Raw genomic sequence first — 13,212 nt, forward strand, 5'->3', positions numbered from 1 at the left:
TGAGGGGATTAACGTAACCCTTCCTCACTCTCTTTTTTCGCTTCGGCTTTCTCGATCTGGCGATACCAGCGCGGATGGTGTTTCTTCGCCCAGCGACGACTCACCTTTCCTTCAATCATCCCCTTGATCGACCCTTTCACCCAAAATGCCATATACATATGGATAAGGATCGCGTGCATCAGGATGATGCCGGCAGCGGCATGGATCAGCAGACTGTAACGCACTACCTGCATCGGGAAATACTGCGCGAAGTACGGGCGCCAGATGATCACGCCGGTGACCAGCAGCACAAAAATCATGCTCATGATCGACCAGAACATCATCTTCTGCCCGGCGTTGTATTTGCCGACATCCGCCACTTTGTGTTCGTTACCTTTCAGCACTTCCACAATGTTTTTCAGCCACGGAATGTCTTTCTTATCCGGTATGTTGTGGTGGACAAAACGCACAAACATGAACATCAGGGCGATAAAGATCGCCACGCCGAAGAACGGGTGCAGAATGCGTCCCATCTGCGGCGTCCCGAAGGTCTGCGTCAGCCATTGCAGGGTCGGAAAGAAAAACGAAATCCCCGACAGCGCCACCAGGAAGAAGCAAATGACCACCGTCCAGTGACAGGCGCGGTCGATAAACTTCGTGCGCACAATCATTTTCGACTTACTCATGATGCTCCTCCTCGTCATCGTCCACTTCTTTGTTCGGGCCAATACCAATGTAGTGATAGATAAGCCCGGCAAAGGTGGCGATAAAGCCAGCGGCGGCTAACGGTTTCAGCGCCCCTTTCCACAGATTGATTGAGGTGTCGACCTTCGGCTCATTCGGCAGACCATGATACAGCTCCGGCTGGTTCGCGTGGTGCAGCACGTACATTACGTGCGTCCCGCCGACGCCCTGCGGATTGTAGACGCCTGCGTGTTCATAGCCGCGCGCTTTCAGCTTCTCGACGCGCTGCTCGCCCAGCTCCAGCATCTCTTTCTTGGTGCCGAAGTGGATTGCCCCGGTCGGACAGGTTTTCACACAGGCCGGTTCCTGACCCACGCTCACCCGATCGACGCAAAGCGTACATTTATAGACGCGGTTATCCTCTTTATTGAGGCGCGGCACATTAAATGGACACCCGGCGATGCAGTAGCCACAGCCGATGCAGTGCTCTGACTGGAAATCGACGATCCCGTTGGCGTACTGGATGATCGCGCCGGCAGACGGGCACGCCTTCAGACAGCCCGGATCTTCACAGTGCATACAGCCGTCTTTGCGGATCAGCCATTCCAGTTTGCCGTTCTGCTCGGTTTCGCTAAAGCGCATCACCGTCCACGACTTGGCGCTGAGATCGGCGGGGTTGTCGTACACCCCGACGCAATGGCCCACCTCATCACGAATGTCGTTCCACTCTGAACACGCCACCTGGCAGGCTTTACAGCCTACGCAGGAGGAGACGTCAATGAGCTTGGCGACTTCAGCCTTGTAATCACGCGCCCGTGGGGGCGGCGTGATGGAGTTGGTTGCGGACTGTTTGATAATGTCCTGCGTTTCCAAAGACATATGCTAGCCCCCTTACGCCTTCTCGATGTTAACTAAAAACGCTTTGTATTCCGGCGTTTGCGAGTTTGAATCACCGACGTTTGGCGTCAGGGTATTGGCGATATAACCTTTACGCGCCACCCCTTCAAAGCCCCAGTGCAGCGGGATCCCAACGGTTTCAACCTGCTGACCGTTCACGTTCAGCGTACGCAGGCGGCGGGTAACAACTGCTACCGCACGGATAAACCCACGCTTGCTGCTCACCGTAACGCGATCGCCATTGGCGATGCCTTTGGCCGCCGCCAGCGTTTCGCTGATCTCCACGAACTGTTCCGGCTGCGCGATGGCATTCAGCAGCGCGTGTTTGGTCCAGGTGTGGAAGTGTTCGGTCAGACGATAGGTTGTTCCCACATACGGGAATTTATCCTTCTTGCCTAAGCGCAGTACGTCGTCTTCATAGATGCGAACCACCGGGCTGGAAACCACGTTCGGATGCAGCGGGTTGGTCCCCAGCGGCGTTTCCATTGGCTCGTAGTGTTCCGGGAACGGCCCTTCCGCCAGTTTATCCAGCGCGAACAGACGCCCAACGCCCTCCGGCTGCATAATGAACGGACCGGTTTTGCTTCCCGGCGGCGCGGTGTTGAAGTCCGGGATATCGTTCCCCGTCCACTTCGTCCCGTTCCACTGGATCAACATTCGCTTCGGATCCCACGGTTTACCGTTGATGTCCGCCGATGCGCGGTTATACAGTACGCGGCGGTTCAGCGGCCACGCCCATGCCCAGCCCAACGTATTACCCAACCCGGACGGATCGGCGTTATCGCGGTTGGCCATCTGGTTGCCCTGCTCGGTCCAGCTACCGGTGTAGATCCAGCAGGAGGAAGACGTGGTGCCGTCGTCACGCAACTGCGCGAAACTGCTCAACAGTTGCCCTTTCTTCGCAATCAGCGCGCCGTTGGCGTCATAGAGATCGGCCAGCGCGTAACCGTTGTTCTCTTTCGCCACTTCTTCCGATTCCGGATGATCCGGCTGTTTGTAGCTCCAGCGCATTTTGAGCAGCGGTTCTGCGCCTTTACCGCCTTCTGTGCGATACATCTCGCGCAGACGGTGGTAAATACCCGCCAGAATTTCGCCGTCGTTACGCGCTTCACCCGGCGCGTCCTGCCCTTTCCAGTGCCACTGCAGCCAGCGACCGGAGTTGGCAATCGAGCCATCTTCTTCCGCAAAGCAGGTGGATGGCAAACGGAACACTTCAGTCTGAATCGCTGCCGGATCGACGTCGTTCGACTCGCCGTGGTTCTGCCAGAAAGTCGAGGTTTCGGTCACCAGCGGATCGATCACCACCATGTACTTCAGCTTGCTCAGGCTGCGGACCACTTTGTTTTTGTCCGGGAAGGACGCAACCGGGTTAAAGCCCTGGCAAATGTAGCCGGTGACTTTTCCGCTATCCATCATATTGAAATATTTGATGACGTCATAAGCCTGGTCCCACTTCGGCAACCAGTCGAAGCCCCAGCTATTCTCTTTTTGCGCGTCGTCGCCATAGAATGCTTTCATCAGACTGACGGCAAACTTCGGATAGTTGCTCCAGTAGTTCACCTGATCGGCCTGGGTCGCTTTAGGCGTGTTGGCGTCAAGCCAGCTCTGCCAGTCGCCGTGCTTTTCGGACGGCAGCGTCAGATAGCCAGGCAGGCTGGTAGACAGCAGACCGAGATCGGTTAAGCCCTGAATGTTGGAGTGACCGCGCAGGGCGTTAACCCCGCCGCCTGCCATCCCCATGTTGCCGAGCAGCAGCTGAATCATCGCCATCGTACGGATGTTCTGTGCGCCGACGGTATGCTGCGTCCAGCCCAGCGCGTACAGGAACGTGGTGGTTCTGTCGGCGGCACTGGTGGAAGCCAGCACTTCACAAACCTTCAGGAAGTCAGCTTTCGGCGTACCGCAGATGTTTTCCACCACGTCCGGCGTATAGCGGGAAACATGCTGTTTCAACAGGTTCCATACGCAGCGCGGATGCGTCAGCGTGTCGTCGCGTCTGGCATAGCCGTTTTCATCGAACTGGTAGTTCCAGGACGACTTATCGTACTGCCGTTTTTGCGTGTCGTAACCGCTGAACAGTCCGTCTTCAAAAGCAAAATCATCACGCACCAGCAGGCTGGCGTTGGTGTAATGCTTAACGTACTCCGCGTTGATTTTGTTATTTTCGATCAGGTACAGCAACACGCCGGACAGGAACGTAATGTCCGTGCCGGAACGAATCGGCGCGTAAATATCCGCTACCGAGGCTGTACGCGTAAAGCGTGGGTCAACAACAATCAGTGTGGCGTCATTGTTGTTTTTCGCTTCCATCGCCCAGCGGAATCCCACCGGATGGGCTTCAGCGGCGTTACCGCCCATCACCATCACGACGTTAGCGTTTTTAATATCAACCCAGTGGTTGGTCATCGCACCGCGACCAAATGTTGGAGCAAGACTTGCTACCGTTGGTCCGTGTCAGACGCGCGCCTGGTTGTCGACAGCCAGCATGCCGAGCGAGCGCACAAACTTCTGCGTCAGCATGCCGGTTTCATTACTGGCGGCTGAGGCGCACAGCATCCCTGTTGAAAGCCAACGGTTAACCGTAACGCCCTGCTCGTTCTTTTCAATAAAGTTGGCGTCGCGGTCAGCTTTCATCAGTTTTGCAATGCGGGTAAACGCTTCATCCCAACTGATGCGTTGCCATTTATCGGAACCCGGCGCACGGTATTCCGGATAGCGCAGACGGTTTTCACTGTGAACATAATCCAGCAGGCCTGCGCCTTTTGGACACAGCGCACCACGGCTTACCGGATGATCCGGGTCCCCCTCAATGTGATAAATCGCTTCCTTCGCGTTTTTAGCTCCATCCCCCAGGCTATACATTAATAGCCCGCAACCCACGGAACAGTATGTGCAGGTGTTTCGGATCTCTTTCGCGCGCAACAGCTTATAATTTCGCGCCTGAGCCAGTGCCATTTTTGGGGTGAATCCCAGCGCTGCCACTGTGGTTCCGGCCATACCGCCCGCGCAGATTTTAAAAAACTTTCTGCGGCTGACGTCCATTGCTTTCCTCTTTTTTCCAGAGTGAGATACCCGCCATCTTTCTTCCTGCACGAAAGCAGGGTGAAAAATGTCGCGTATAAACTTCCGCGAGGAAACTAACAGCAATAACCTTACGCATATTGCGTCAAATCAATAACGAAACGCTTCCGCTACTAAATAGTGCCTTTTGCCGGTTTTATATACCACCTTAGTGGTAACTCGTATGCGCATTGACCTGGCATCCTCCGCTAAAAAAGTGCTATATATTTCAGCTTATTTTTTTGCAGGGTTAGGGAAGCGGCAAACAGAATGACAAGACAAAAAGCAACGCTCATTGGACTTATCGCGATCGTGCTGTGGAGCACAATGGTGGGGTTGATTCGCGGCGTAAGTGAAGGGCTGGGGCCAGTGGGTGGCGCGGCGGCAATCTATTCCCTCAGCGGGTTGCTGCTGATTTTTACCGTCGGTTTTCCCAATATTCGCCGTTTTCCTGTGCGCTATTTGATTGCCGGTAGCGTTCTGTTTGTCAGTTATGAAATTTGCCTTGCGCTTTCGCTTGGCTATGCTGCGTCACGTCATCAGGCGATTGAAGTCGGCATGGTCAATTATTTGTGGCCCAGCCTGACTATTTTGTTCGCCATTTTATTTAACGGACAAAAAACCAACTGGGTGATTGTTCCCGGATTACTGCTGGCATTGGTCGGCGTCTGCTGGGTACTGGGCGGTGAGAATGGACTGAATCCCGACGAAATTATCAACAATGTCACAACCAGTCCGCTGAGCTATTTTCTCGCCTTTCTCGGTGCGTTTATCTGGGCAACCTACTGCACAGTGACCAATAAATATGCACGTGGCTTTAACGGCATTACGGTTTTTGTTTTGCTCACAGCGCTGAGCTTATGGGCGCATTATTTTATGACGCCGCAGCCTGTAATGGTTTTTACCACGCCGGTGGTGATAAAACTGTTTTCCGCCGCCCTGACGTTAGGTTTTGCTTATGCCGCCTGGAACGTGGGAATTCTGCACGGAAATGTCACCATTATGGCGGTTGGCTCCTATTTCACGCCGGTGCTTTCCTCTGCGCTCGCAGCCGTACTGCTGAGCGCTCCGCTCTCTTTCTCTTTTTGGCAGGGCGCGGTGATGGTCTGTGTGGGATCGTTGCTGTGCTGGTGGGCGACCCGCCGGGCGTGACCGTCATCACAACTGGCGACCGCTTTTTCTCTGTCTGGCAACCTTTTTGAATTTGGTTTAGTCTTTATTAAGATTAAACCAAAATATTTCCTCGAATTTAGTACTCTGTTAAATTAATGATACTAAAATGATGCTTAACTATTAAATTCCTGCCTGCCAAATTCATTTATCCCGATATAGTTAGCCTGCGTAATTTACCGCAAAATAACCACTTCATCGCACATTGTTAGCCTAATAAATATTTCACTTAAGCCTAATCCCATTTGTAACTAATTTATTTCAGGATATTAAGGAGATCTGGATCACACATCTGTAAATATCCAGCAATAAGATGAAACTTATTATTGAATTGGTGCTACTGCGTAATTTAAAAATAGCTTGCCATTGATGAGAAGCCTCGTTTAGCAATGGTTTAGGAAACACATTAAGAAAATTATAAGGATTATCTAAAATGAAACTTAAATTAGTCGCAGTGGCAGTGACCAGCCTGTTGGCAGCAGGCGTTGTTAATGCAGCAGAAGTGTATAACAAAGACGGCAACAAACTGGATCTGTACGGCAAAGTTACCGCTCTGCACTACTTCTCTGACAATAACGGCGATGATGGCGACAAAACTTACGCACGTCTGGGTTTCAAAGGTGAAACACAAATCAATGACCAACTGACCGGTTTCGGCCAGTGGGAATACGAATTCAAAGGCAATAACTCCGAATCTAACGGCACCAAAGGTAATAAAACCCGTCTGGCGTTTGCCGGTCTGAAATTTGGTGAGTACGGTTCTTTTGACTATGGCCGTAACTATGGCGTCGCGTATGACGTTGGCGCATGGACCGACGTTCTGCCTGAGTTCGGTGGCGACACCTGGACCCAGACCGACGTGTTCATGACCCAGCGTGCTTCTGGCGTGGCGACCTACCGTAACACCGACTTCTTCGGTCTGGTTGACGGCTGGAACTTTGCCGTTCAGTACCAGGGTAAAAATGGCGCCAGCGACGAAACGAACAACGGTCGTTCTAAGCTCACCGAACAGAATGGCGACGGCTTTGGTCTGTCTACCAGCTACGAGTACGAAGGCTTCGCCGCAAGCGCCGCTTACGCGAAATCTGACCGTACCGATTCTCAGACTGCGGGTGACAACGTGTTCTACGCTCGCGGCAAGAACGCAGAAGTGTGGGCTGCGGGTCTGAAATATGACGCGAACAACCTGTACCTGGCGGCAACCTATGCAGAAACCCGCAACATGACCACCTTTGGTGATGTAAACGGTATTGCTAACAAAGCGCAGAACTTCGAAGTGGTAGCACAGTACCAGTTCGACTTCGGTCTGCGTCCGTCCCTGGCTTACCTGAAATCCAAAGGTAAAGACATCGGCGGTTACGGCGACCAGGATCTGGTTGAATACGTTGACGTTGGCGCGAGCTACTACTTCAACAAAAACATGTCCACCTACGTTGATTACAAAATCAACCTGGTTGACGAAAACAACTTCACCCGCGCTGCTGGTATCTCCACTGACAACATCGTTGCTGTGGGTCTGACCTACCAGTTCTAATTCATTTAGAATTGAGCGGTATAGAAGCCAGCCCACGTCGGGCTGGCTTTTTTTACCGATGCATAAACCGGTCATAAGGAGTATGCCGTGCAAACCTATACAGGACGTTGTCTCTGTGGGCAGAGCCATTTTACCGTTGATATCGAATCGCTCGATGTTTACGCCTGTCACTGCACGCTGTGCCAGAAATGGTCAGGCGGCATTGCAATGTACCTGGAGGCCAGCGGTCATCCGATGATGGATCCCGACGCGCCTGAACCGGCCTTTTTTACCTCCTCCTCGCGGGGGGAACGCTACTTCTGTTCCGGCTGCGGCTGTCCGCTGTGGTTTAAGCTCACCGACACGCTGCGCTATTTTATCCCCTGGACGCTGCTTGAACTGAACGAAGGCGATCGCCGTCGTTTGATCCTCGCCGCTGAAATCTACACAGAAACCCAGCCCGCGTTCTGGCGGCTGACCGGACAGTACGCCCGGTTAAGCGGCAAAGAGGTCGAAGCGCTGGACAGCCTGTGCCAGTTAACCCACTAAGCTAGTCGCGGTTGACGTTTGCGAGGCTAAACCACATACCCACCGCCAGCAGAATCAGCATACTGCCGGCGCTGCTTAGCGCCACGCTGTGTGACCAGGTAAAGGCCTGTTTCGCGGCATCAATAATGTGTTCTCCCAGCGCGTCAGGCAGCGTCTGCGCCAGTTGCACCGCTTCCCCCATCGACGACGATGCGCGGGTCATTTCTTCGGCGTTCAGCCCTTCCGGCAAGCTAATCGAGGCAGAAAAGCTACGACTCAGCAACAGACCGAAAATGGCGATGCCCAGTCCAGCGCCCAGCTCATAGGCCATTGTCTCTATCGCCCCTGCCGCTGCCGCTTTCTCGCCCGGCGCCGCGGCCATAATGGCTGCCGTTGACGCCAGCAGCGCGCTGGCAGCGCTAAATCCCAGCAGCGCCATCAGTGCCCAGGCCTGCAGTTGCTGTGTGCTGAAATCAGTCATCGCCAGGCCATAAAAACTCAGCGCACTCAATGCCATCCCCCCCGTCGCCACGGTGCGTAGTCCAAATCGGGACACCAACATACCGGCGATGGGGCCGCTGAAGCCGCTGGCAAGCATGACAGGTAACATGAACAGCCCCGCCTGATACGGTGTGAAGCCATGCACAAACTGCAATTCCTGCGCCATTAATAGCTCAAAACCGACCAGCGTGATCATGGCGGTCATCGCCATCACCACGCCGCTTAAAATGATGCGATGCGTAAACAGCCGCAGGTCGATCATCGGACGCGAGGCCGCAAGCTGGATACGGATAAACTGTATCAGCAGCAGCGCGCCGCTAATGACGGTTAAGGCAATTGCGCCAATGGCGATATGCCCTTTCAACGCGGTCTTCGCGCTGTAAACCAGCAGTAAGATGGCCATAATCAGCATGATGGCGTGCCCCAAATTCAATGACTGATCGCGGCGTCCCGTCTGACGCGGCACATAGCGCGCGGTAAGGGTCAGCACAACCAGTACGACAGGCACGTTGATCAAAAATACCGAGCCCCAATAAAAGTGCTCCAGCAGTATTCCCCCCACCAGCGGCCCGAACGCAGCGCCGCCGGAACCTACCGCCGCCCAGACGCCCAGCGCCATATTACGATGGCGTGCGTCGCTGAAGGTCGCGCGGATCCCGGCAAGCGTTGCCGGAACGATCATCGCCGCACCGATCGCCAGAATGGCGCGCGTGGCGATCAGCCAACTGGCGCTGTGTGCGAATGCGGCTGCCAGCGAAGCCAGACCAAACAGGCCCCCGCCAAGTAACAGCAAACGTTTAAAACCAATACGATCGCCCAGCGCGCCCATCGGCAATACCATCCCTGCCATCACCAGCGAGTAAATATCAATGATCCACAGCAGCTCGTTACCGCTGGCGCCCAGCGTCATACTCAGCGTGGGAGCGGCCACATGCAGCACCGTCGCGTCGATAGCAACCGGAATGTAGACCAACACAATAATCACTAATGTTAACCACTGACGAAACATAACGCTTCCCTTAAGACAAACTGGACACGCGTCCAGATTTACCGATCCTACGGAAAATTGAACATATGTCCAACTTTTTATTGAGCGCCGTGATTATCTGAATTCGTGGGTATCAGGGAAAACAAGACAGGAAAACAGCGCCATCCGACCAGCCAGCCGGATGGCGAGAATAAACTCAGCCCAGGTCGCCCCCGGCCACCGGCAGGGTCACACCGGTGATATAGCTCGCCTGGTCGCTTGCCAGAAACAATATCGCCTGCGCCTGTTCTTCAAGCGTGCCATAGCGGTGCATCAGGCTGCTGTCCAGGGTCTGATCCACAACCTGCTTATACCAGATTTTTTCCTGCGCGGTGGGCGTTTCGGTATTACGCGGCGTGACACGCTCTGGGGCCTCTGTTCCTCCCGGCGCCACGGCGTTTATCCGGATCCCCTGGTGGCTGTATTCCATGGCAATGGAGCGGGTTAAGGCGTTGACCCCGCCTTTCGCTGCCGAATAAGGCACCCGATTCACCCCAGATGTCGCCACGGACGACACATTGACAATGCTGCCAGTCCCCTGTTTCAGCATCCACGGCAGCACTGCACGACAGCCCCATAGCGTAGGAAACAGAGAGCGGCGGATCTCCTTTTCGATCTGATCTGGTTGATAGTCGGCAAAAGGCCGCGCCCAGATCGTCCCGCCGACGTTATTAATCAATACGTCTATACGACCGAAATGTGCAACACCTGCTCCGAAGGCCTGTTCGGTACTTTCCCACTGCTCAAGATCGGCCTCCAGCGCCAGCACCTGAACGCCCTCAGCGGTGAGTGTCGCAGCCAGTTCATGAACGTGACGGGAACGATCGATCAGTAACAGCGTTGCGCCCTCTTTTGCCGCCTGCTCTGCGGTCTGGCGACCAATCCCTTGCGCCGCGCCGGTAATCGCGACGACTTTAGTGTGAAATCGCATCCTGTTCTCCTTATGCCGCGGCGCTTTGACTGGCGATAAACTTCTCATACCAGAATCCGGCGGGATCGATTCCCCTTTCCCGCAGCGTAGCAGCGACCGCGTTGACCATCGGCGGCGGCCCGCACAGGTAAATATCCACATCCCCCTGATTCAGCAGGGCGTCATTGAGATACGCGGTGACATAACCCCGCTGCGGACAGGCGCTGTCGGCATCCGCAACCACCGGTAGCCAGTGGAAATTGACCAGCGCCTCGCGAAATGCCTCCAGCCGGGCCGTTTTGACAAGATCAATGTCATAAGTCACGCCATACAACAGCGTCACCGGACGCTGACTTCCCTGCGCCGCCAGCGCTTCCAGCATGGAGAGCATGGGCGCCAGCCCGGTTCCGCCCGCCAGCATCAACAACGGACGCTCGCCGCCGCGCAGATAAAAACTGCCCATCGGGCCGCTGAGGGTCAGACGGTCGCCAGAACGTGCGCGCTGGGTCAGCCACTGGCTCGTCAGCCCGCCCGGCACATTGCGGATCAAAAACCGGCATTCGCGGTTATCCGGCAGCGAACTGAATGAATAGGCGCGCACCTGGTTCGTGCCGGGAACCTGAATATTGACGTACTGTCCCGGCAAAAATGCCAGCGGTTCATCGGCGTCTATCACCAGTTCAAACGCCGTAGCCGACAGCGCTTCCACTGCCCGTACCGTCGCGTCCAGCGTCATAAGCCCGGTTTTACACTGCGCGGCGGCAACAGGCACATCGATCACGCAGTCGCTGCACGGCACCATCTGGCAGGTCAGTACCTGTCTTGCCTGGGCTTCATCGTCGCTCAAAGCGTCTTCGATGAAATCGTCACCGAGGGCATATTCCCCACTGGCGCAATGACATTTACAGGTGCCGCAGACGCCATCTGAGCAATCCATTGGCAGATTAACCTTCTGCCGGTAAGCCGCATCAAGCACCTTTTCGCCCGCGTTGCACTGAATAAAACGGGTGATGCCGTCCTCAAAATTAAGGGCAATCGTAAAACTCATAAGCACCTCTTAAATGTGATACACATCAATCACCTGACGGATATAGTCATTGTTCAGCCGCACTGTTTTACGCACAATTTGCGGGACGCCGCTTTCTTCAATCAGCGTGCAGTGCGTCGTGCCAAAATACGCATCGGTATGCTGATACCGGTGGCTGTAGGTCACCCAGTTGTAGCGCACCGCCAGGCCTTCCGCCGTTTCGCCCAACAGTTCGACATTCGCGATCATATGGGTGGTACGCGGTTCCGGCGTGCTGGCGCCGGACCGTTCCGTTTTGATGCGATACACCCGATCTTCCAGCCCCTCGCGATTCGGGTAATAAATAAGCGAGATTTCACGTTGCGGATCGCGGGTCGGTTTATCATCATCTCCCCACGCGGGCATCCAGAACACCACGCCGGGGCTATAGCAGTTCAGCCACGCATCCCACTGGCGATCATCCAGCAACCGCGCTTCGTAATACAGAAACTGACGCACCTGTTCCAGGGTCAACATCAGACTACCTCCACGCGTTGGGTGATCGACTGCTCGTAACGTTGCCGCTCTTTTTCGACTGCCGCGAGCATCACGTTTTGCCAGTGATGGTGATGCGCGATATACAGCGCCTCGTCTTCGGACTTCACCCCGCTCAACAGTGGCGTAAAACCGGCGTGACGGGCGTGCTCGTCCGGACCGTCGACCCAGTGCAGCGCGCCGCGGCTCAGATCGCTCCAGGCCAGATTTTCCCCCAGGTATCCACGCTGGCAGGCGCTGAACTCTTCGAGATCGTCAGGGGTTCCCATACCGCTGACATTAAAGAAATCCTCGTATTGACGAATACGTAGCGCTCGCGCTTGATCAGATTCCCCTTTTGGCGCGAAACACCAGATCGTGACTTCCGTTTTGTCTACCGCCAGAGGACGAATAACGCGAATTTGTGTCGAAAACTGATCCATCAGATAGACGTTGGGATACAGGCATAAATTGCGGGTTTCGTTGACCATCTGGTCTGCGCGTCGTTCTCCGAATGTCGCCTGAAGCCGCGCCCGGTGATCATAAACCGGGCGCACTTCCAGGTTGATGGCGCGCGTCCAGAGCAACATGTGGCCATTTTTAAAGCCATAGCCGCCACCGAGGCTTTTTGACCAGCCGTTGGCGTCCACCGCGCGCGTACCGTCCGCTTCATAGTTGCGTCGCGACATCGTCGAGGCATAGTTCCAGTGCACGACGCTGACATGGTAGCCGTCGGCGCCGTTTTCCGCTCCCAACTTCCAGTTCCCTTCGTAGACATAGCTGGAAGACCCCTTCAGCACTTCCAGCCCTTCCGGCGCCTGGTCGACAATCAGATCGATGATTTTCCGTGTCTCGCCAAGATACTCCTCCAGCGGTTGTACCTCGTCATTGAGGCTACCGAATAAAAATCCACGATAAGACGCAAAGCGTGGCAGGGCTTTTAAATCATGCGATCCGTCCTGCTTAAAAGAGTCTGGATACCCGCCGGTACTTTCATCTTTCGCCTTAAGCAGCTTGCCGTTATTACTGAACGTCCAGCCATGAAACGGACAGGTAAACGAGTTTTTATTTCCGGTTTTACGTCGGCATAACATCGCGCCGCGGTGCGCACAGCTATTAATTAACGCATGGAGGGTCTGCTGCTTGTCGCGTGTAATAATAACGGGCTGGCGGCCCAGTGTCAGAGTATAATAATCGCCGGGTTGCGCGATCTGACTTTCATGCGCCAGAAATACCCAATTACCTTCGAATATATGCTTCATTTCAAAATCAAATAATTGGCTATCGGTAAAGATAGAGCGATGACAGCGATAAATATGGTTTTCCCGATCGACAATTAAGGCCTGGGAAATTTTATCTTTTAATGCCGAGAGCGTTTTTTGCATGTGTCTGGTCCTCCTGCA

The 13,212-nt window shown here is 54.6% G+C and carries 11 protein-coding genes; 3 read left to right on the top strand and 8 right to left on the bottom strand.

Annotated elements, in window-relative coordinates:
- Positions 1-8: 8 nt before the first annotated feature.
- Genes fdnI through fdnG form a run of 3 tightly spaced genes read right to left on the bottom strand, consistent with a single transcriptional unit; the run spans position 9 to position 4,602 of the window.
- Positions 9-665: a formate dehydrogenase-N subunit gamma gene (gene fdnI / locus APU02_RS08365; protein ID WP_060569780.1), complete on the bottom strand. Its 657-nt coding sequence runs from the start codon at positions 663-665 to the stop codon at positions 9-11.
- Positions 658-1,542: a formate dehydrogenase subunit beta gene (gene fdxH, locus APU02_RS08370; protein ID WP_042283047.1), complete on the bottom strand. Its 885-nt coding sequence runs from the start codon at positions 1,540-1,542 to the stop codon at positions 658-660. Before fdxH ends, fdnI begins: the two co-directional genes overlap by 8 nt.
- Before the next feature lie 12 nt (positions 1,543-1,554).
- Positions 1,555-4,602, bottom strand: coding sequence for a formate dehydrogenase-N subunit alpha (fdnG, locus tag APU02_RS08375; RefSeq protein WP_082636799.1), 3,048 nt, complete (start codon positions 4,600-4,602; stop codon positions 1,555-1,557).
- A 288-nt stretch (positions 4,603-4,890) separates the two neighbouring features.
- Here fdnG and yddG point away from each other — a divergent pair, with 288 nt between their 5' ends.
- The 3 genes from yddG (at position 4,891) to APU02_RS08395 (ending at position 7,852) form a co-directional block, all read left to right on the top strand.
- Positions 4,891-5,772, top strand: coding sequence for an aromatic amino acid efflux DMT transporter YddG (gene yddG, locus APU02_RS08385; protein WP_060569782.1), 882 nt, complete (start codon positions 4,891-4,893; stop codon positions 5,770-5,772).
- Positions 5,773-6,223: 451 nt separating this feature from the next.
- The gene (ompC, locus tag APU02_RS08390) at positions 6,224-7,324 is read left to right on the top strand and encodes a porin OmpC (RefSeq protein WP_042283054.1); all 1,101 of its coding nucleotides are present in this window, start codon (positions 6,224-6,226) and stop codon (positions 7,322-7,324) included.
- Positions 7,325-7,465: 141 nt separating this feature from the next.
- Positions 7,466-7,852, top strand: coding sequence for a GFA family protein (locus APU02_RS08395; protein WP_256380021.1), 387 nt, complete (start codon positions 7,466-7,468; stop codon positions 7,850-7,852).
- A 1-nt stretch (position 7,853) separates the two neighbouring features.
- Here APU02_RS08395 and APU02_RS08400 read toward each other — a convergent pair whose 3' ends face one another.
- From APU02_RS08400 to APU02_RS08420, 5 genes are all read right to left on the bottom strand, one after another.
- Positions 7,854-9,341 (bottom strand): MFS transporter, encoded by a 1,488-nt coding sequence (locus tag APU02_RS08400; RefSeq protein WP_060569783.1) that lies wholly within the window; start codon positions 9,339-9,341, stop codon positions 7,854-7,856.
- A 175-nt stretch (positions 9,342-9,516) separates the two neighbouring features.
- Entirely contained in the window at positions 9,517-10,290 is a 774-nt protein-coding gene (gene benD / locus APU02_RS08405; RefSeq protein WP_060569784.1) for a benzoate diol dehydrogenase BenD, read from the bottom strand.
- 10 nt (positions 10,291-10,300) lie between these two features.
- Positions 10,301-11,317: a benzoate 1,2-dioxygenase electron transfer component BenC gene (benC, locus tag APU02_RS08410; protein ID WP_060569785.1), complete on the bottom strand. Its 1,017-nt coding sequence runs from the start codon at positions 11,315-11,317 to the stop codon at positions 10,301-10,303.
- Between the two features lie 9 nt (positions 11,318-11,326).
- Positions 11,327-11,812: a benzoate 1,2-dioxygenase small subunit gene (benB, locus tag APU02_RS08415; RefSeq protein ID WP_042283068.1), complete on the bottom strand. Its 486-nt coding sequence runs from the start codon at positions 11,810-11,812 to the stop codon at positions 11,327-11,329.
- Positions 11,812-13,194, bottom strand: coding sequence for a Rieske 2Fe-2S domain-containing protein (locus APU02_RS08420; RefSeq protein ID WP_060569786.1), 1,383 nt, complete (start codon positions 13,192-13,194; stop codon positions 11,812-11,814). The genes benB and APU02_RS08420 overlap by 1 nt, the downstream gene beginning before the upstream one ends.
- Positions 13,195-13,212 lie beyond the last annotated feature (18 nt).

Origin of the sequence: Citrobacter sp. 50677481, assembly GCF_001463265.1 — a bacterium.
Lineage (GTDB): Bacteria > Pseudomonadota > Gammaproteobacteria > Enterobacterales > Enterobacteriaceae > Citrobacter_A > Citrobacter_A sedlakii.

Excerpts from the sequence above, each read along its gene's own strand:
- fdnI (WP_060569780.1), bottom strand. The coding sequence starts at position 665 with ATGAGTAAGTCGAAAATGATTGTGCGCACGAAGTTTATCGACCGCGCC.
- benB (WP_042283068.1), bottom strand. The coding sequence starts at position 11,812 with ATGTTGACCCTGGAACAGGTGCGTCAGTTTCTGTATTACGAAGCGCGG.
- APU02_RS08420 (WP_060569786.1), bottom strand. The coding sequence starts at position 13,194 with ATGCAAAAAACGCTCTCGGCATTAAAAGATAAAATTTCCCAGGCCTTA.
- APU02_RS08400 (WP_060569783.1), bottom strand. The coding sequence starts at position 9,341 with ATGTTTCGTCAGTGGTTAACATTAGTGATTATTGTGTTGGTCTACATT.
- benD (WP_060569784.1), bottom strand. The coding sequence starts at position 10,290 with ATGCGATTTCACACTAAAGTCGTCGCGATTACCGGCGCGGCGCAAGGG.
- benC (WP_060569785.1), bottom strand. The coding sequence starts at position 11,317 with ATGAGTTTTACGATTGCCCTTAATTTTGAGGACGGCATCACCCGTTTT.
- yddG (WP_060569782.1), top strand. The coding sequence starts at position 4,891 with ATGACAAGACAAAAAGCAACGCTCATTGGACTTATCGCGATCGTGCTG.
- fdxH (WP_042283047.1), bottom strand. The coding sequence starts at position 1,542 with ATGTCTTTGGAAACGCAGGACATTATCAAACAGTCCGCAACCAACTCC.
- ompC (WP_042283054.1), top strand. The coding sequence starts at position 6,224 with ATGAAACTTAAATTAGTCGCAGTGGCAGTGACCAGCCTGTTGGCAGCA.